Source organism: Acinetobacter sp. 809848 (assembly GCF_000581275.1).
Taxonomy (GTDB): Bacteria; Pseudomonadota; Gammaproteobacteria; order Pseudomonadales; family Moraxellaceae; genus Acinetobacter; species Acinetobacter pittii.
Map to the genome: position 1 here is coordinate 1 of NZ_JEXG01000031.1, position 19,464 is coordinate 19,464.

The window sequence follows — 19,464 nt, forward strand, 5'->3', positions numbered from 1 at the left end:
GGTGTTTCCGCCCACCTGAAAAGTCGACTGAGCTGTACCGAAGCGCCCGCCCGATGCCATTCGTGCCACACGTGAAGCTTCTGGATGAAATGTTGCAGACCCCACTCCAATAAGCGCAGATGCACATAACAACACAGCAAAACTTGGTGAAAATGCTAACAAGATAATGCCGCAGAATGTGACAACCATTCCGAGTGGTAGAAGATATGGTTTTGGATGTTTATCGGTATAAAGTCCAATCCAAGGCTGTAGCAGTGAACCTGTAATCTGGTATACAAACGAGATTAGGCCAACCTCCGCAAAACTCAGCGAAAAGTTTGCTTTTAGCATTGGATAGATGGCTGGTAGCACCGCCTGAATTAAATCATTCAGTAAATGTGCGACTGCCACTGCGCCTACAATTTTAATAATCATTCCTTGAGGCTGATCATTTGCAACGGTATTGGCAATACCATCTTTCAATTGTATTGAAGACGTCATACCTGAAAAACTCCAATATTTTTAAATGAGATGCTTATTGTAAATTGTCGCTTATAAAGTTATCTTCCAATAATCATCGTATAAGTGACAATTTTTAGGATAGTTTATGTCCGATTCTCTTATTCAGTCTGATTTGTCTGAACTTGTGATTGGGCTATCTTCTGAGCATTCTTACCGAGAAATCACGCCTACACATACGCATACACGTGCGCAGTTTTTATATGCCTCTACTGGCAACATTCAAGTTTTTACGCCTAATCATGTGTGGATTGTGCCGCCCATGTGCGCGTTATGGATTCCAGCACATGTAGAGCACAGCGTGATTTCACTGAGTCACGTGAAGTTAAATACGGCATTGGTTGAAGTAAATGCAGCAGCTTTAATGGGACAACATTGTTTTATTATTCGGGTGAGCAACCTGTTGCATGAGCTTTTGATTCGTTTAAATGAAATTGAACGTGAGGAAACTCCAAATACAGCAACCTCTCAAGAGCTTTCCCGTTCTTTACAAATTTTGATTTTTGAAGAAATACATCGGGCCAATTTATTGCCTATTCAGATTCCGTGGCCGAAAGACAAAAGACTCTTAAAAATTTGCCAAGAGTTATTACATACGCCTGACAGTTCAAAAGATTTAACAGATTGGGCTGATGATATTGGTGCCAGTTCCAGAACCCTAATGCGTATGTTCCAAAAGGAAACTGGGCTGTCATATCGGGCATGGTTGCAACAAATGCATATTGCACTTGCGTTAAGTAAAATCGCGAATGGTGAATCTATTGCTCAAATTTCAGAATCACTGGGGTATACAAACCCCAGCGCGTTCAGTGCAATGTTTAAGCGACATCTAGGAAAAACACCTCAGCAGTTTAGAAGTGCCGCGATGTCGCTATAAGTCTTTTTTTTTGCAGGTAGGTCATGCTTTTCGAGCAAATCATCGAAATCATGATAGACATGCAGTTCTCGATCTTTACCAGTTCTGGCATGATCTAAGCGCTGTTCAGGGTCGACTAAAACTAGAGTATGGCCGTCATCAATCAGACGATCTACGCCTTCTAAAAACATACGTTTACCCACATCGTGGATAAGTGAAATCTGGGTTAAATCAATCACGATTGTGCTTTGGTCAGTTGTCTCGTCTTGTAAAATACGCAATAACATTTCAGCCTCGGTAAATTTCAATACGCCCCGAAGCACATACACACTTAACGATGCATCTTTTCCTGTGCGGTAATGACTTTGTACAATGGTCTGGGCAGAAGGTGTACCTTCCATGAGATGTAATCCCATATCACGAGATAATCGTTCTAAAATATCGATACCTCGAACACTATGACCATGCTCATCTAGTCGAGGTGAAAAAGCAGCAATACTGACCTGCCCCGGTAGCACACCCAAGATACCGCCTGCTACACCACTTTTAGCAGGAATACCTACAGTTGAAAGCCAGTCACCCGCTGCATCGTACATACCACAGCTCATCATGACACTGAGGACTTGTCTAACTACAGATCGATTCAATAGGCGCTTTCCAGTTCTAGGATCGACCCCACCATTGGCAAGTACACTGCCCATACGTACCAAGTCTTTAACTGTAACCATGATCGCACATTGACGAATGTAACCATTCACAATATCGACAGGGTCAGTTTCCAAAATCCCCACCGTGCGCAACATATAACCGATCGAAAGATTACGGTAGGCTGTTTTGACTTCCGAATCATAAACAGACTCATCAAAACTTAATTCACGACCAGCAAGCTCGCTCATAAAACGGCGTAGAATTTCTGCGCTATGTAAACCATGCTTGACCTGAATCAAGGAATGTACAGTAATTGCGCCAGAGTTAATCATCGGGTTTTTTGGACGACCATCTTTACCCAGTGAAATTTCATTGAACGCTTCCCCTGAAGGCTCTACTCCTACTTTCGCAAGTACCGCATCAATGCCAAGCTGTTGTAAAACATAAGCATATACGAATGGTTTAGAAATCGATTGTATGGTGAATTCAACATCATCATCGCCGACCGAATAAATTTCACCATCTACCGTAGACATTGCTAAAGCTAATCGATTTGGGTTTGCATTTGCCAACTCAGGAATATAATCGGCGAGATGACCGCTGTTATCGATGTCACAGGCTTCTATAACATTTGCCAAATAATCTGGGAGAGGGGTTTGCATGGTCAGTAACCTTAAATGAGGAGATTTACAACATCGCGCAAAATTTCAGCACAACCTGCTGATAATATTAAAATTATATCTTTTGTAATGATTTAAATATCACGCTATAAGTATTGTAATTCCGATGACTTATCCTTTTCAAGCTCATTATAGGTTTTTCAAAACTTTAAACTAAAGATTAGCTTATTCTTTCTACAAACAATATCCCATTTAAATGATCGACCTCATGTTGAACGATACGAGCAGGAAAACCATGAAAAATCGTTTCCACCGTCTCGCCCTGAAGTGTTGAATATTTAACCTTCACCATTTCTGCGCGTTCAACTTGTCCACGTTCGTCTGGCACGCTTAAGCAGCCTTCTTCACCTAAACAAACTTCGTTTGAGAACTCTAATATCTCAGGATTCACCATGACTACCGCTTCCATTTCAGGTGCATCGGGATAGCGTGGATTTGGTCGAGATGCCACAATAATGACGCGTTTAGAGATGTAAACTTGCGGTGCAGCAATCCCTACTCCATTACGCTCAAGCATTGTTGCATGCATAGCGTCAGCAAGCTGATAAAGCCAATTACTGTTTAACTCATTTGCCGAGACGGGAGCAGCAATTAGTTTTAAAATATCTTCGCCACGCTTCGCGACAGGTAAAACTACACTCATCCTTTGACTCTCTCATTAAACTGGCTATAACAAGTTTTATTGTGTCGCTGAACAAGCCAAAAGAAAAGTCATTCCTACATCTGTTTTTGTTTTATCTAAAGCATTTTTTGTTTGAAAGCTTTTTGATCTGAGCAAGTTCAATCGACGTTGCTATATAGAACAAATTTCCTCCATTTACTTTTACTTCACTTTTCCATTAATATCCAAACTTCAATTACAACAATTAAGTAAAAAATGGATCAGGAATTAACTTTGCAGGATGCGAACTATCTTAATAAAGAAGATAAACGAACCCTCGCCCTTTCTTCATTGGGTGGAGCTTTAGAGTTTTATGATTTTGTGATTTATGTGTTTTACGCCAAAATCATTTCCGACCTCTTTTTCCCCAGCACACTTAGTCCGTTTTGGGCCATGCTCAATACTTACGGCATTTTTGCAGCAGGTTATTTTTTTAGGCCTTTGGGTGGGGTTGTTATGGCCCATTTTGGTGATTTGGTTGGGCGTAAAAAACTATTTTCGCTTTCTATTTTGCTGATGACACTGCCTACCTTGTTTATCGGGATTTTGCCAACTTTTGAAAATATTGGGTATTTGGCACCGCTACTTTTATTACTCATGCGTGTAGTACAAGGGATTGCAATTGGGGGGGAAATTCCAGCCGCATGGACCTTTGTGTCTGAACATGTACCTGAAAGAAAAATCGGACTGGCAAATGGGTTACTCACCGCTGGGCTGTCTTTAGGAATTTTACTAGGCGCGCTCATGTCTTTATGGATTTCACTGAATTTTAGTGAAGGACAAATCCATGACTGGGCATGGCGTATTCCTTTCATTGCAGGTGGTATTTTTGGTCTGGTTGCACTTTATTTACGAACTTATTTAAAAGAAACGCCTGTGTTTAAAGCCATGCAGGCTCGTAAAGAAATTTCTAAAGAAATGCCTGTAAAACAAGTCTTAAAAACGCATAAAACAGCCGTTGCAATTGGCATGTTATTTACATGGTTTTTAACGGGATGTGTGGTGGTGGTGATTTTAGCCATGCCAAATTTATTAACTGGTACGTTTGGCTTTGAGCGCGCACAGACTTTTGAAATGCAAAGTGCTGCGATTGTTATGCAAATGCTTGGCTGTATTTTGGCAGGCTATTTTGCTGACCGTTTTGGCTGTGGCAAAGTCATGATGTTCGGTGCGCTTGCCGTAGCACTCACAGCAGCAGTTTTTTATAACAGTTTGGGGCATGCCGCACATTCAACTATTTTTGGTTTATATATGCTGTTGGGCCTATGCTCTGGTACTGTCGGCATGGTGTCGAGCAGTATGGTTAAAATGTTCCCCGCGCCTGTGCGTTTCTCGGGCATTTCATTTTCTTATAATTTGTCATATGCAATTGTTGGCGGTATGACCCTGCCTTTAATGCATTGGCTCAGTCAATATAGTGATATTGGTGCGATGTATTATATTTTCGCGCTAACCATTTTGGCCTTTGTGACTGCCTTTGTGTTTTGGAATAAGTTTGAAAAAAACAGGTATTAAACGCTTTAACTTATTAAATAAAAAACCACGCCGATTGCGTGGTTTTTTATTGCTGCTTACTTTAGAAAGTAAAGCCAATATTAAAATTAATACGGTATAGCCATTTATCACTGTTTGGCGACGTAGCAGAGGTATAACCCGTTGAGTTGGTCGAGCCACCAATAATGTTGGAGTTTTTACCCCACGTATAATCTGCCCAAACCATAAATGGTGAAGCAATAAACATCATTCCTGTGGTATTCATTTGCGAATCTGACCAATCATCACGTTTTTTATCGAGATAACTATAGTCATTATAAAACTTAATGGCTTTTAGCTTGCCCATATTGGTCACAGGCAACGTATAGGCAAGGTTTAAACTGGCAATCGTCCCTTCCGAAGCAATGAAATAAGCTGGCGTAAGACCATTTGCCCCCATCAAAGTCATATCACTATTTACACCATCTGGATTTTTAGCATCGTATTGATAGTGGATGAGCGAACTTTGTAAGTTAAAGCGCTTATAGTTATTTTCAGTATGCAAACCGACTGCATAATATTTACCGTCTTTATCGGTAATATCATTATGAAGCTGGGCAATTGCACCCGACACGCCAAACTCTTGCTTACCGAAATCAGTTTCTAACTTGCGAACAATGCGGGTATTCACCTGATTGCGCTTTTCATTTTGATAGGCTTTTTGAGATGGAAATGCATTTCCTGCCAAGTCATCATAAGTTGCACTTTCTGGTGAGTAGCGCAGGTTCGTCTCTAACATCTGCGGGTAATAACCGAGTTTTACATCCCAATCTTTGTCGTGATAATTCCAGTTAATCCCTGGCGCAATATTGTTGCCATAACCTAAAAAGAATGGGATGTGGTAGGTCCAACCATTTTGCGGATAAGGATAAATCGTAAAAGGTTTATAAACTAGACCTGCTTCAATGCTGTTATTGGCATCTAAGTTATAGCCAACATATGCTTTTTCAATGGACGTTTTCTGTTGGTCTTGAAACATATAACTGGCATTGATGTAGGCATCATCAAATTTACCTTTGAGGTCTACCCTGAAAATATCAAAATGAAGTTTTCCAAAACCACGGTTTGGCCCTTCCCAATCTTCATAACGTTGATTTAACCGAACCACCCCACCTAACTTTAATGAGTCGGTGCCGTCATCACTTTTCCATTCAAGCAATGAATCTTTTGCAAATGCATTGACGCTTACCCCCAGCGTAAGCGGTGCAATGAATGCCATGATCAATGAAGTCTTTTTCATCTCTACATCCTTGATTGAGTTCCAGCGTCCTGCTGGAACTTTATTTGTTTTACCTGTAAAACTTCGTTTTTATTGTTTTTTAGATAAAAAAATTTATCTAAAAAAAGGATGGCTTAGCAGCTCCCATCGCATATGTACTAAACCATCCAAACTGGTTAATACAGTTTCTTTTGCGGTGGACCCGCGAAGTTTAATGGTCCAATCGAGTTCATATCGAGCTCAATCACGGTTGGCCCTTCAAAAGCGACTGCCTCTTGAATAACCGTTTTAAACTCATCTGCACTACCGACTTTCCAGCTTTTCACACCCATTGATTCGCCAAGAAGTTTGTAGTCTGGTGTATGCAATTCATTGAAATACTGACGACCACCAAAGTAGTTATTTTGAATGCCACGCATTACGCCATAACCACCGTCATTCATAATCATTAAGACCATATTGGTGTTTTCTTGCACCATAGTTGCAATTTCGCCAATGCCAAGCATTAAGCCGCCATCGCCGACTAAACCAATTACTTTTTTGTCAGGGTTAGCAATCGAAGCACCGATTGCTGTTGCAAGGCCTAAACCAATTGCACCCGCAAGTGAGTGGATGTTTTGGTTTGGTGCTTGTACCGGGAATAAACGACTGCCCCATGTACTACCCGACATGGTGATGTCACGTACAAAAATACCGTCTTGAGGTAAAGCTGCACGTAAGTGATCACAAATTAATGCGTACTGATCGATTTGCTTACGAAGTGCCTCAATTGCAGCCTGTTTAGCAGCCACAACAGCAGCATCGTAATCGGTATCAACTTTTGAAGTGCCTTGAAGCTGTTCTAACACACGTGTTAAGACATCTTTGGCATCACCACAAATGAAGTTGCGGATTTTGTAATTACGTTGCTGAGCCACTGGGTTGGCATCCACCTGAATAATGTTTTCAGGGAATTCAACCGAATAGGTTTTTGTTTCATTACTACGTAAACGAGAACCCACAACAACCATCAAATCAGCATCTTTTAATAACTGCTCAACACCTGCCGAGTTATGGAAAGCACCAAGACTACGTGGGTGGTCATCAGGTAACACACCGCGGCCATGCGTCGATGACACTACCGGAATACCTAAATCTGCAATTGCTTTCACTTCAGCAACGCTATTTAAAGTTCCACCACCAATCCAGAAAATCGGACGTTTTGCTTTTTTGATTTCACTGACAAGAAGATCAATTTCAGCTTGTTCTGCCTGTGGCAACTCAAGTGCTTTCACTGGCCCAAGATTAAGTGGCAAATCAATTTCTGCTGCTTGTACATCAATTGGTAACTCAACACTAACTGGTCCCATTGGAACTGTAGTTGCGACACGAATAGCCTCACGAATCACACCAACGGCATTGTCTGGACTGGTAATACGGAACGCCGCTTTGCTCGATGCACGCAAGAATGTAAGTTGGTCTTTGGTTTCATGAATGAAGCTTGCATCACGGTCGAGATATTCACGCTCAACTTGACCCGTTAAATGCAATACAGGGCTACCTGCATTCATTGCTTCAATCAGTGAACCTACTGCATTACCTGCCCCAGCACCCGTACTGGTCAACGCTACCCCTAGGCCTTTAAAGCGTGAGTGTGCATCTGCCATAGTAACCGCACCCGCTTCACCACGTGCTGCAACAAAGCGCATTTTTTCACGGCGCCCTACCGCATCGGCAATAGGTAAATTGTGGATGGAAATAACACCATAAATACTATCAACTTGGTGCGCTTCTAAAACTCTTGCGATTGCTTCGCCTACATTTACACGTTCAGTCATGTCTATTCCTCAAAATTTGTTTTCAGTCCTTGAATTTATTAATCGCACCAAGGGTTAGGCTGTTCATTCAGCCCCATATAAATACTCTTTTGTTGCATGTACGATAAAATGCCCAAACGGCCTTTCTCGCGTCCGATTCCACTGTCTTTAAAGCCACCAAACGGCGCACTAATCGAGAATTTTTTGTAGGTATTAATCCATACCGTTCCCACTTCTAAGGCACGTGCAATACGCCAAGCTTTGCGATAGCTTTCAGTCCAGATACCTGCAGCAAGGCCAAAACAACTGTCATTGGCTTGGGCAATTAAATCTTGCTCGTTGTCATATTTCATAACGACTAAAACAGGGCCAAAAATTTCTTCCTGACAGGTTTGAGCACTGTTATTTAAGCCCGTAATAATGGTCGGTAAGTAATAGCTTCCTTTGGCATAGTCACCAGTCGTAAGTGCCTCACCACCAATTAGAACCTGACCACCTTCGCTTTTAGCAAGCTGCACATAACGGTCAACTGACTGCAAATGTTTGTCATTGACCAATGGCCCTAAATGCACACCAGCTTGTTCTGGATGGCCCACACGTAAGCCTTTGGTAATTTCAACCAAACGCGTTAGAAACTGATCGTAAAGACTGCTATGAATAAACAAGCGAGAACCTGCGATACACGCTTGGCCTGCCGAGCTAAAAATACCGTACGCCACACCTTTAGCCGCCAGTTCGATATCTGCATCCGGCAAAACGATGGTTGGTGACTTACCACCTAACTCAAGCGAAGTAGTAATCAGTTTGTCAGCGGCAATGTGTGCCAAATGACGACCCGTGGTTGTTCCACCTGTAAAAGAAATTTTACGAACCAATGGGTGCTGAGCAATTGCGTCACCAATGATAGAACCACGCCCCACTAACACACTGAGTAAGCCTTTTGGTAAACCGGCTTCTTCAAAAATTTTGGCAAGCTCTAAAGCAATCAGTGAAGTCGCTTCTGCTGGTTTTAACACCACGGCATTTCCTGCTGCCAAAGCTGGAGCAAGCTTTTGAACTTCACTCGCAATTGGAGAGTTCCAAGGGGTAATGGCTGCTACAACTCCTACAGGTTCATGCACACTCATGGTCATAAAGTCTGGAGCACGTTGAGTGGTGAGCTCATCGTTCAACGTTTCACATGCCGCAGCAACATAACGTGCAGTCGCCGCAGCGCTCATCACTAAACCACGAGTTTCGGTTAAAGGCTTACCATTATCACGTGTTTGTAATTTTGCTAACTCATCTACACGCGCTTCAATAATGTCTGCAACTTTGTAGAGAATACGTGCGCGCTCATGCGGCAAACTGTTTCTCCAGCTCGGCTCACGCCAAGCCTGATCCGCTTTTTCAATTGCTTCATTTACATCTTCAAGCGTTGCTGTTGAAAGCTCAGCGTTTACCGACTGATCTGCCGGAAACAGGCTTTGAATGACTGCACCACGGCCTAATCGCCATTCACCTGCAATATAAATTTCCTTTGCCATGATCAAATCCTTCTTAAATCTGTATTGCTTCTACACTGTTGCGACAAGCACGAATCACGCTAAGCGCAGCCAAAGTTGATGTTTTCGGGTTACTTGGCAATGGCACGCCCACCAGTTCAATGGTCATTTGCCCAAAGCCACCTTCTGCCACAATGGTGTGTTTGTTTTTGTTGATGGTTGGATCAACAGTTAACTCAACCATGGTTTCATCCATACCAAGTCCTGCAAGTGCAATGGTTGCTGCAACGTTGGCATTAGCTGGAAATTTCATGGCAGCTTCACGCGCAGTTCCTGTGAAAAAGACTGTAGCTTCAGCAACATGGTCTAGATCGACCAATTGCTCTGCATAACTACCCTTCCAGCTTTTTGGACTTTTACAGCCTTTGTAAGTGACTTTTTGCAAACCACCTTCTTTGGCCGCAGAAATACCGTCAATACCTGCGATAGCCCCTGCAAGCAAATGCAAATGTGCATCATTTTTTTCGGCAGTTTGCTTAAGCTGAACCAAAAATTCGCTATCAGCCAAAGTACCCACCGAAATCAGACCAATGGTCCAGCCTTTCGCTAAAACTTTTTGAACATGCTCTTTCACTGCTGCTTGACCTGCCACCTCAATGACATAGTCTGGCGTACCATCGCATTGCTCAATATCTGAAATCACCTGAATGTCAGACGAGACTTGTGACTGCACTTTTTCAATACTGCGAGATGGCACGACAATCCATTTGAGTTGCAGATCTTGAGGCAAGTGGGCATACACTTCTGCTGCCATTGCGCCAAAACCAATCATCATCAACTTTTTCATGACAGCACCTGATATTTATAAATGTTTGTTAAAACCACCTGAGACATCTATTGCCGAACCTGTGGTGTAAGATGCCAATGGTGATGCCAAGAAAACCAAAGCACGTGCGGGCTCTTCTGGTCGGCCTAAGCGCTGCATGGGAATGCCACGATTTTTTGCGATATTCCCCATCCATTCTTCCCATGACAGATTTAAATCTGAACGGGTTTCATAACGGCGTTTCCACTGCGCAGACTCAACCATTCCGAGTAAAATCGAGTTCACACGAACGCCATATTGGGTAAACTCATGTGCCAGAGAATGGGTTAAGTTCAACAGTGCAGCGCGTGCAGATGACGTCGCAATCATGTGCGGTTCCGGTTGCAATGCCAGTAACGAGTTCACATTGGTAATTGAGGCATTTGCCGACTGTTTTAAGTCATCAAGAAAAGCCCGTACCGGATGTAAAACACTGAAATATTTCAGCTCAATTTCTTTCATCCAGTCTTCATCTTGTGTGTTTTCAAAATTTGAAACACGGCCTTGCCCAGCATTGTTAATGAGCATGTCCACATTGCCCAAATTGAGTTTGACCTCTTTGGCAAATTGCTGAACTTCTTCTTTTTTCAACACATTACATGCTTTGGTAAAAATATGGGCATGTGGAAATTTTTCTAAAATATACTGCTTAGAAGCATTTAAACGTTCTTCATCGCGACCACACCAAGCAACTTTTGCACCCTCTGCAACCAGTATTTCAACAGCAGCCAGCCCAATCCCAGATGAGCCACCGGTAACAACTGCAACTTTTCCTTCAACTTGGAAGCTCATAATCCTTAATCTCTCTTACGATTGTTCCTGAATCGTCAACATAATTTGGTTAAATGCTTGCGGTTGGTCGACATAACTTAAATGTCCTGCATCTTCTATGACGAAGTGCTGTTCCAACTGCAATTCCTGAGCAAGCTCTTGTATACCTAACGCAGGAGTGATTTGATCTTGCTGCCCTACAATCACTGCGCATGGGACTTTTAAATCGGTTAAGTAATTACGTATTTCGTCATATGCAAGTAAGTACGATGCATGTGTGAAACCTTGTAAGGTCAACTGCTGCATCACCTCTGAAACTAAAGCTAAGGCTTGTGGCTCTTGTTTATAAATCAAATGAGGTCCACGGCTTTCGGCCATTCCTTTAGCACCGAGTTCTTTCAACATTTTTGGTCTTTTTGCAAAAACCTGAATTTGTGTCTGTTCATCGTGGCGTTGGTAGCCTTGCGCCAAGTTAGCAACAACTAAGTGCTTCACTCGCTCTGGGTACAGTGCAGCAAATGCACTGGCCTGTAAGGCACCTAATGAGTGTCCGACCACAATTGCTTTTTCAATTTTTAAAACATCGAACAATGCTGCCAAACGCTTTGCGTAGTCGGTAGCATTGGGCTGATCAGTTAAAAGTTCATCTGATTTGCCATAGCCCGGTGCATCCCAGGCAATGACATGAAAATGATGAGACAGCACTTCAAGTTGGTTTACCCATGAAGCAGAACCTGAACTAATGCCATGCAACAGCACAAGGTACTCACCTTGACCGGCTTCCCGATAGGCTTGTTGCTGGCCTTGAACATTGACCGTTTTCACCGGAAATTCTGCTAACTTTTCAATGAGTGTCATCATTTTTAATTCTTCCCTTCATTCACTTCATCAAACAATTAACGTTTGATTTGAGACAACGGATGCTCTGGTGGATAGTTCGGAATTGTTGGTTTACCTGTTCCCAACATCACACACATCAAGGCATCTTCTTGACCTGGGTTAAATAGACCACGGTAAATACCCGGTGGAATTGAAATCAGGTCACGCTCTTTTAAACGGGTTTCAAATTTTTCGCCGTTGTGCTCAATGAACAAATCAATTTCGCCGCGAAGCATAAAGAAAACTTCTTCAACATCGTGGTGAATGTGCAAAGGACCTTCACACTGTGGTGGTAGAACCATGGTTGAAAACGTGAAGTTTTCTGCTGGAACGGTGTTACCGTCATTTGCAACACCTGTTGCACCCGTACCCATGTAACGCATTTGTGCACGACGATATTTCGGGTCGTAATCTGCTTGGAACTTCAAAGCATCGAAGTCGTATTTACGTGTCTCAAAGCGAGCAATACGTGTGTTTAACCAATCTTCTAAAGAAGCACCCTCTGGTTGTGCCCACGATTCGAATTGTTGTGTAGTCATTTTTTAAACTCCTATACAGTGAATTAATAACGTTTTAAAAGAGGAACCAAGAACAACGACCCAATGACAGCGACAGCAGCCAAGAAGGTAATTCCTAAATTAAAACTATGTGTTTGCATCACGATGTAACCGATAAGAACAGGCGCAATTGCACTTGCAAAATTACCTAAACCGTTAAATATTCCACCCGCAGTCGCCCCTACATTTGAGGTCGTTACTCTTGCAAGCAGAGCAAATACCGCTGCTACTCCAAAACCCCACGCCATAGCACTTAAAGACATGGCAGCAATAATCAATAGTGGCTCAGTCATTATGACCATCACATACATGAAGATGCCTGCGAGTAGTAAACCGCTAAATACTTGAATTGCGCGGCGGCCTAACTTGTCAGATAAAAACGCACCGATAATTTCGCCAATTAACATGGCAATGAACGGAAAGCTTGAATACATCCCAAACTCTTTGAGATTGAATCCTTTGTCTTGCATTAGGTAAGAAGGAACCCAGCTGTTTAAACCCCACAAATACGTCATCAACGCAATGTTAAAGAGACAAACCAACCAGAATGCGCTGTTGCTGAGCAGCAATTTAGTATTGGTAATGTGACCTTTGAAATTAGTGCGTTTACTCTCGCCCTCAATTTCGACAGTTTTCTTGAGCTGCAAGTTACGCAGACCAAAAACAATGCTAAAAATCGCAATCAGGGTTAGCGCAGCCATCACAAAAAAAGTGGTGTGCCAGTCGTGGTGAGCTAAAACATTTGCAGTGATCGGGAACCCAAGAAATGCACCAATTGGCGTTCCAAGTAAGAACATAGTAGAAGCACGTGCCTGCTGACGGTCCGTATAAGTCTGCTTAACAATGGTATATGCCAAAGCAAATAATGGGCCTTCTGCTAAACCAAGCAATACACGCAAAATCAACATGCCTGAATAACTGGTGGTAAACCCCATGCAAAACATGAGTACGCCCCACGACGTTACGCTCCAGAACAGCATTTTCTTTGGGTTAAAAATGTCACCCAAAAAGCTTAGAAAGACTGATGAAAAACCATAAGCAAGTAAGAAACTTGTCATGAGCCATCCGAGCTTGGCCTTATCTTCAGCAATTCCCATTGCACTTTGAAAATGAGGATCTGAAAATAAAACCGCAATACTAATCTTGTCGAAAAACGCCAGTACCACACACACCATAAGGACAAAAGCAGGTACCCAATGCTTCAATCCACTTTTTTCTTCATTACTCATGTGTCATTCCTTCGATTTGGTAATGAGAACCAGATTTAATGTTTACGGTTTTAACTTCATGACATTAAATTCAGCATCTGCTAATAGTTTTGGATCTAAAACGGTGTTGGCTTGCATCCAACGTTTTGCCAGTTTGACCAGTTTAGAATCATTAATGGCAATCATGTTGAGCAAACGATTTTCATGGTCCAGATATAAATAGCTCACCTGATCTTCACCGCCTTGGCGAATGACTACTTCCTTCGTTTTTTCAGGCTGATAAGTACCTAAAATCTGGATATTAAAGTGATATTGATCTGACCAAAGCCATGGAATATCGCTATATTCAGTTTCAATTCCGAGCATCGACTTTGCTGCTGCAATTGCCTGATTTTGTGCATTCGCCCAAGACTGAATGCAATAACCCAAGCCCGGATGAATCGCGACATCACCTGCGGCATAAATGTTTTGATCTGAGGTTTGCCCAAAACAATTCACCACAATGCCATCTTTCACATCGAGACCAGCGTGTACCCCTAACTCTTTAGCAATTTCAGCGCCTGCACCTACCACCACACAGTCAAATAACTGACTATTTTGAGGATGGTTCACCACTTCAACTTTCTGATTCGGCGCTTCAACTAAATGAAGGCTCTTGCTGTCTAAATGAATTTTTGTGCCTTGGGTTTCATGCATATTTTTTAAAAATGCAGAAACTTCCGGACTCACACTTCTTGCACATAAGCGGTCGCCATATTCAAAAATATGAACATCTTTACCTTGCTTACGTGCAGTTGCAGCAATTTCTAAACCAATCCAACCACCGCCAATCACAGCGACATTTTTTGCATTCTTTAAAATTTCAGCCAAACGTTCACAGTCATGCACATTGCGTAAGGTCACAACATTTGGAATAAACTGCCATGTATTGACGGGTACACGTGCACGGCTTCCGGTTGCAATCAGCAATTTGTCATACGGCAAAATCTGGCCACTTTCTAAATGAACCTGTTTTTGCTCACGGTCGACTTTTGTTGCAATTTCCGGTTTATGCCATTGAACGTTGAACTCTTGAACCTGTTCAGGTGAGAACAGATTCAAACTTTCATACGTTGCTTCTTTTGAAAGTACTTGCTTAGACAGTGGTGGACGCTCATAAAACACTTGATCTTCATTTGAAACAACGTGAATTTCACCCACATACCCATTTTGACGTAAGGTACTTACTGCCCAACCCGCTGCCTGTCCAGCACCTACAATTACGATCTTTTCCATAGCCATCTTCCTTGTAAAGCAATCCCTGTTAAACAGTCTTCACCTGACGGCGGGTTGTGTCATCAAGACCACCTTCAATCGCCCATTCGGTGAAAAGCTCTAGACGATGTTCTTCTACACGTGGTTGCCATTCTTCTGTCAAATAATCATCGTTGGTGTAGTATTCAAATGCACCACCTAATGGTGAGTTGACGTACCAGAAATAAGCAGAAGAAATTGGGTGACGTCCCGGTCCAATAAAGGTTGACCACTCCGAACGATTCATATTTAAACCGCCCCCAATCACCTCATGGATATCACGTACTACAAACGCAACGTGATTTAAGCCAGCAGGTTTATTTGGAACACTGAGCAAGAATAAATCATGGTGATACCCTTCTCCGCGACAACGTAAGAATGCACCGCGATTTTTGTAAGCATCAGATAAATGGAAACCTACTTTCTCGATATAGAAATTTTCAGTTGTTGCCAAATCCGGTGTGAAAAACACCACGTGTCCAATCGCAACAGGTTGACCTTTTTCATAAACAGGACTTGCGGCATTCACACGTTGAATGTTGCCGTACTGGTTAATACCTTCCGTTTTAAGTTCAGGTACTTCTTTAACAAAACTTTGTTCAAAACGAATGGTCATGCCATTTGGGTCAAGACACTGAACTGTCGTTTCAGTACGTTTAAAACCCTCTACATCGGCTAAACGAGCTGCTAAATCTTCAAGGTCTTGAGCACTTTCAACACCCCAAGTCACTTCACGTAAAGTTGAACCTTGTTCAATAGCAGTCGGCAAACGCTCATCATCACAATTAAATAGATAAATCTTGCTACCATTTTGAGTTTGGTAAAGATCAGTGCCTTCAATATCCGAAGTACTTTGGCTTAAACCAAAATCTGCCAAAAACTTGTTTGAAGCGGCTCTATCTTCAACTCCAAACTTTAAAATCTCGATCCCTGTAATCATTTGACTACTCCTTAGTTAAAGACAAAACCGCCATTGACCGGAATATTTTGACCTGTCACAAAAGAGGACAAATCCGACAGTAGATACAATGCTGTTCCATTTAAATCTTGTGGAAGTTGCTGACGTTGAATCGCTCTTCCGTTCACATATAAATCGTGACGTTCTTGAGGCACATATTCGGTTGCTTCAACCAGAGTAAGGCCCGGTGACAATGTGTTGACACAGATATTAGATTGTCCCAACTCTCTTGCCATTGAACGCGTCATGGCAACAATTGCACCTTTACTTGCAACATAAGCCATCAGGTTGGGTGCGCCCCAAAGTGCTGTATCGGAAGCAATATTAATGATCTTGCCTGCAGCCGATTGCTTTAAATGGGGAACGCATGCCTTACTGATGAGCCATGTGCCTTTCACATTAATATTCATGACTCGATCCCAAAGTTCAGGATCATAATCAATCATATTTTTTCCACCGACATTGGTCGCCAGTGCCGCGCAATTCACAAGGCCATCTAGCCCCTGTAATACTTCAACACTTTTTGCAACCGCATTTTCAATAGAGTCTGCATTGGCAAGGTCAACTGTTACTGCATGAACGTTTAGCCCTTGTTGCTGTAACGCTTGCGCTTCTTGTTGCACCAAGTCAGACAAAATATCTGCCATCACAACTTCAGCACCAGCCTCGGCAATGGCTTGAGCGAAATCTCGGCCTAAACCACGCGCAGCACCAGTCACTAAAACTTTTTTGCCTTGCAGCAACGCTACATTAGCCATGAGCTTCTTCCTGCATCTCGATACGGTTTGATGCATTTAGCGCAGCAATTTTCTTTAATTGCTTTTCAGCTTCTTTCTTCATTAAACGGCGTAAACGTGCAAGCCCTACATCGTGTTGATATAAGAATTCTCGTGCACGCGCATTTGGCGCAAGGTTTTCTAAAATAATTCGGTCTTGTTCCAATACATCCCAATGCAACTGTTCTAAATGATTGCGATATAAGAAGCGCCATACATTACGTTGCCAACCACTTACCTTACGGCAGCGCCAGAAAAATACGCGAGTATTGTTGGCATCAATTGGCGTTGCATAACCTACAATCCAGAATTCGCCACCTGGGCCAAATTGTTTGCGGTATGGAATTGAAAGACGTAACCAGCTCGCACCTGTTGAACCGTATTCAACCCAGTCAAAGTTCACGCCTGTTTGACCTTCTTTTTCAAAAACAAAGCCATTATCAGTCGTGCGGTGCTTCATCTCTGCAGTACGTTCACCATCTGCCATTGAGTGTGATGTCGCATGTAAATAGGTCCCATGCATTGGGTCCATCACATTATCAATCGCATATTGATGGTTTACTTTCCAGTCTGCTTGGCAAAGGAACGCACTCCATTCTTCACTTGCAAGTTGCTCTGGGAACTCAAGCGGCGCTGGTTGTTCATTTGCATCAATACCAAACCAGATGAAGATTGCACCATGTTGCTCAATTACAGGATAGTTCTTTAAACATTTAGTTCCGGTCATTGGACATTCATGAACTGCTGGCACATCGGCAACAACACCATCAGCACGAACTTCAACACCGTGATACCAGCAAGCAACTCGGTCACCTAAGTTCCAACCAAGGGAAAGACGAGCACCGCGGTGTGGACAGCGATCTTCAAGTGCATGAACCTGACCTTCGGCATCACGCCAAACCACAATATTTTCGCCTAAACGGGTAATTCCGACTGGATTAGCAGCGACTTCCCAACTTGCCAAAACCGGATGCCATTGGTCACGTAAACCAAGTTCTAAATATTCTTCAGCGCTTTGTGAAGTTGATACGATTGCGTTCATTTTATTCTTCCCTGAATCAATAACCTAAACGTTGCATTTCTTCTGTAAAGCTTGCAGAAGTCCATTCATCACCAGATTCACAGCGGAAACCCTGTTGATTAAGTGCAGAAACAACGTCATCTAACTCTGTTGCGCCCGCAGAAAATGCCTGAATCAAGTTTTTTACAAAATCCTGTTCATAGAGCGTTGGTTCTTTATAACGTGTCTGCCAAACCAACAATTCAGATTGACCTGGAATTTGAATATTGTTGATACCTGCTTCGGTTGCTGGCGTTGCATGAATCCAGCTTGCCAACTTTTCATTAAATGTCTTCATTGTTCTGCTTCCTTGTACATGTGAGGACTAGAGTTGAATTTGAATATCCTGTCCTTCAACACGAACTGGGTACGTACATAGGTTTCTACACCCTGGCCCACTTTTTAGCTCACCTGTCTGAATGTCAAAAATTGCTTCGTGCAATGGACATTCAACAGTCTGATCTTCGATAAATCCTTCGGTTAATAAGGCATACGCATGAGGGCAAACATTTTCGATAGCAAAGTAATTTTCATCGACGAAAAATACGCCTATTTTTTTCCCTTCAATTTCGATGGCTTTCGGCTCATCTTCGCTAACGTCACCCTGCTGGCAAACTGAGATCCAACTCATACCTTGCGTCCTCATTTTGTTTTATATACAAAACATAATTTGATTTTCAAAACACAAGCTAAGCATAATCCCCTTGATCATTTTTTGTCAAAGTAAAAATAAGTATAAAATTCATTTGTTTATTAATTTATAAATATTTTGTTACGTTTCAAGAAGGAAACAAAGTTTTAAATATAAAAATTGTTTTATGCATTTTTAACAATTACAATAGTTATAAAATAAAGCAGCATGCCCCAAATTGAATCATGTTTTATTTATAGGAAAATGACACGAATGAGCATAGCAATTGATGAAGATTCGCAAGAATCGGAAACAACAAAAAATGATGATCGATATTTAGTTCCCGGACTTGTACGGGGTTTAGCTATCTTGCAAGCATTTAACCAACAAGCGCAAGAAATGACCATTACAGAAATTGCTGAAATTTTAGAAGTGAACCGTTCTAGTGCATTTCGTCTGATCTATACACTCGAATCTTGTGGCTATTTAAGAAAAGCATCTCAAAAAACTTATGCCCTCGATTCCAAAGTGATGGAGCTTGGTTTTAACAGTTTATCTAAACTTTCATTACTCGATTTATCGACACCTTTAATGAAAGAACTACGTGACCAGACCAAACTCGCGGTACATCTTTCTATTTTAGAAGGTACTCATATCGTCTTTGTAAATAATATCCAGTCGATGGGAACCTTCACCAGCAACATTAGTCTAGGAACTCGCTGGCCTGCCCATGCAACCGTCATTGGTCAAATGCTTTTATCAGATTTACCTGAAACAGAAGTACGTCAGCGTTACCGCAATTTTAGCGATTGGGACAGTTTCTCTGAACTGACTCCAACCAATTTAAAAGCTTTATTGCAAAGACTCTCTTACGTAAAAACTCAAAAAACCATGGTGAGCTGGGGTCATTACAATCATGATATGGCAGCCTGTGCTGCGCCTATTTTTAAACAGTCAAATGGTAAAATGGTGGCTGTTATCTCTGTAAGTTGTCCAATTACAACTTACGATGAAAGAACATTTAAAGAAGATATCGCAAGCCTAGTCGTTGAAACAGCAAACAAAATTTCCAAATTTATTTATTAAAAAAA

General features: G+C 42.1%; 20 protein-coding genes. 3 read left to right on the forward strand and 17 right to left on the reverse strand.

What is annotated here, in order from left to right; translation table 11 throughout:
• A partial coding sequence (locus tag J536_RS18880; protein WP_155758155.1) for an MFS transporter occupies nt 1-480 on the reverse strand: 480 nt, incomplete at its 3' end.
• Between the two features lie 106 nt (nt 481-586).
• Here J536_RS18880 and J536_RS18885 point away from each other — a divergent pair.
• The gene (locus tag J536_RS18885) at nt 587-1,375 is read left to right on the forward strand and encodes an AraC family transcriptional regulator (RefSeq protein ID WP_016802806.1); all 789 of its coding nucleotides are present in this window, start codon (nt 587-589) and stop codon (nt 1,373-1,375) included.
• Here J536_RS18885 and J536_RS18890 read toward each other — a convergent pair.
• Together J536_RS18890 and def are read right to left on the reverse strand one after the other, a co-directional pair.
• Nucleotides 1,342-2,664 (reverse strand): glutaminase, encoded by a 1,323-nt coding sequence (locus tag J536_RS18890; protein WP_002060167.1) that lies wholly within the window; start codon nt 2,662-2,664, stop codon nt 1,342-1,344. The two genes, J536_RS18885 and J536_RS18890, sit on opposite strands and share 34 nt — an antisense overlap.
• A 178-nt stretch (nt 2,665-2,842) precedes the next feature.
• Complete coding sequence (gene def / locus J536_RS18895; protein WP_032005865.1) at nt 2,843-3,325, reverse strand: peptide deformylase; 483 nt, start codon at nt 3,323-3,325, stop codon at nt 2,843-2,845.
• A 234-nt stretch (nt 3,326-3,559) separates the two neighbouring features.
• Between def and J536_RS18900 the strand changes: the two genes are divergently transcribed.
• A complete protein-coding gene (locus J536_RS18900; protein ID WP_032063606.1) occupies nt 3,560-4,858 on the forward strand; it encodes an MFS transporter in 1,299 nt (432 codons plus the stop codon).
• Between the two features lie 61 nt (nt 4,859-4,919).
• On the opposite strand, the gene J536_RS18905 is transcribed toward J536_RS18900, so the two are convergent.
• From J536_RS18905 to J536_RS18970, 14 genes are all read right to left on the reverse strand, one after another.
• On the reverse strand, nt 4,920-6,116 hold the full coding sequence (locus tag J536_RS18905; protein ID WP_032005862.1) for a hypothetical protein: 1,197 nt from the start codon (nt 6,114-6,116) through the stop codon (nt 4,920-4,922).
• Between the two features lie 155 nt (nt 6,117-6,271).
• Complete coding sequence (locus J536_RS18910; protein WP_032063607.1) at nt 6,272-7,912, reverse strand: thiamine pyrophosphate-binding protein; 1,641 nt, start codon at nt 7,910-7,912, stop codon at nt 6,272-6,274.
• 38 nt (nt 7,913-7,950) lie between these two features.
• Nucleotides 7,951-9,417, reverse strand: coding sequence for an aldehyde dehydrogenase (locus tag J536_RS18915; RefSeq protein WP_032063608.1), 1,467 nt, complete (start codon nt 9,415-9,417; stop codon nt 7,951-7,953).
• Between the two features lie 13 nt (nt 9,418-9,430).
• Nucleotides 9,431-10,222, reverse strand: coding sequence for an aspartate dehydrogenase (locus tag J536_RS18920; protein WP_032063609.1), 792 nt, complete (start codon nt 10,220-10,222; stop codon nt 9,431-9,433).
• Between the two features lie 15 nt (nt 10,223-10,237).
• Complete coding sequence (locus J536_RS18925) at nt 10,238-11,032, reverse strand: SDR family oxidoreductase (protein WP_032063610.1); 795 nt, start codon at nt 11,030-11,032, stop codon at nt 10,238-10,240.
• Nucleotides 11,033-11,047: 15 nt separating this feature from the next.
• Complete coding sequence (locus J536_RS18930) at nt 11,048-11,872, reverse strand: alpha/beta fold hydrolase (RefSeq protein ID WP_032063611.1); 825 nt, start codon at nt 11,870-11,872, stop codon at nt 11,048-11,050.
• 35 nt (nt 11,873-11,907) lie between these two features.
• Complete coding sequence (locus J536_RS18935; protein WP_002117566.1) at nt 11,908-12,429, reverse strand: cupin domain-containing protein; 522 nt, start codon at nt 12,427-12,429, stop codon at nt 11,908-11,910.
• Between the two features lie 23 nt (nt 12,430-12,452).
• On the reverse strand, nt 12,453-13,676 hold the full coding sequence (locus J536_RS18940) for an MFS transporter (protein ID WP_017399048.1): 1,224 nt from the start codon (nt 13,674-13,676) through the stop codon (nt 12,453-12,455).
• Between the two features lie 42 nt (nt 13,677-13,718).
• Nucleotides 13,719-14,930: an NAD(P)/FAD-dependent oxidoreductase gene (locus J536_RS18945; protein WP_017387113.1), complete on the reverse strand. Its 1,212-nt coding sequence runs from the start codon at nt 14,928-14,930 to the stop codon at nt 13,719-13,721.
• A gap of 28 nt (nt 14,931-14,958) precedes the next feature.
• Nucleotides 14,959-15,888, reverse strand: coding sequence for a VOC family protein (locus J536_RS18950; protein ID WP_032063612.1), 930 nt, complete (start codon nt 15,886-15,888; stop codon nt 14,959-14,961).
• An 11-nt stretch (nt 15,889-15,899) separates the two neighbouring features.
• Nucleotides 15,900-16,664 (reverse strand): SDR family oxidoreductase, encoded by a 765-nt coding sequence (locus J536_RS18955; RefSeq protein ID WP_032063613.1) that lies wholly within the window; start codon nt 16,662-16,664, stop codon nt 15,900-15,902.
• The gene (locus J536_RS18960) at nt 16,657-17,724 is read right to left on the reverse strand and encodes an aromatic ring-hydroxylating oxygenase subunit alpha (RefSeq protein WP_017387110.1); all 1,068 of its coding nucleotides are present in this window, start codon (nt 17,722-17,724) and stop codon (nt 16,657-16,659) included. Before J536_RS18960 ends, J536_RS18955 begins: the two co-directional genes overlap by 8 nt.
• 16 nt (nt 17,725-17,740) lie before the next feature.
• Entirely contained in the window at nt 17,741-18,040 is a 300-nt protein-coding gene (locus J536_RS18965) for a recombinase-like helix-turn-helix domain-containing protein (RefSeq protein ID WP_005070730.1), read from the reverse strand.
• 27 nt (nt 18,041-18,067) lie between these two features.
• Nucleotides 18,068-18,373, reverse strand: a complete 306-nt coding sequence (locus tag J536_RS18970) for a non-heme iron oxygenase ferredoxin subunit (RefSeq protein ID WP_002117586.1) — start codon at nt 18,371-18,373, stop codon at nt 18,068-18,070.
• Nucleotides 18,374-18,646: 273 nt separating this feature from the next.
• On the opposite strand from J536_RS18970, the gene J536_RS18975 reads away from it, so the two are divergent.
• Nucleotides 18,647-19,459: an IclR family transcriptional regulator gene (locus J536_RS18975; protein ID WP_017399043.1), complete on the forward strand. Its 813-nt coding sequence runs from the start codon at nt 18,647-18,649 to the stop codon at nt 19,457-19,459.
• Nucleotides 19,460-19,464: the final 5 nt, after the last annotated feature.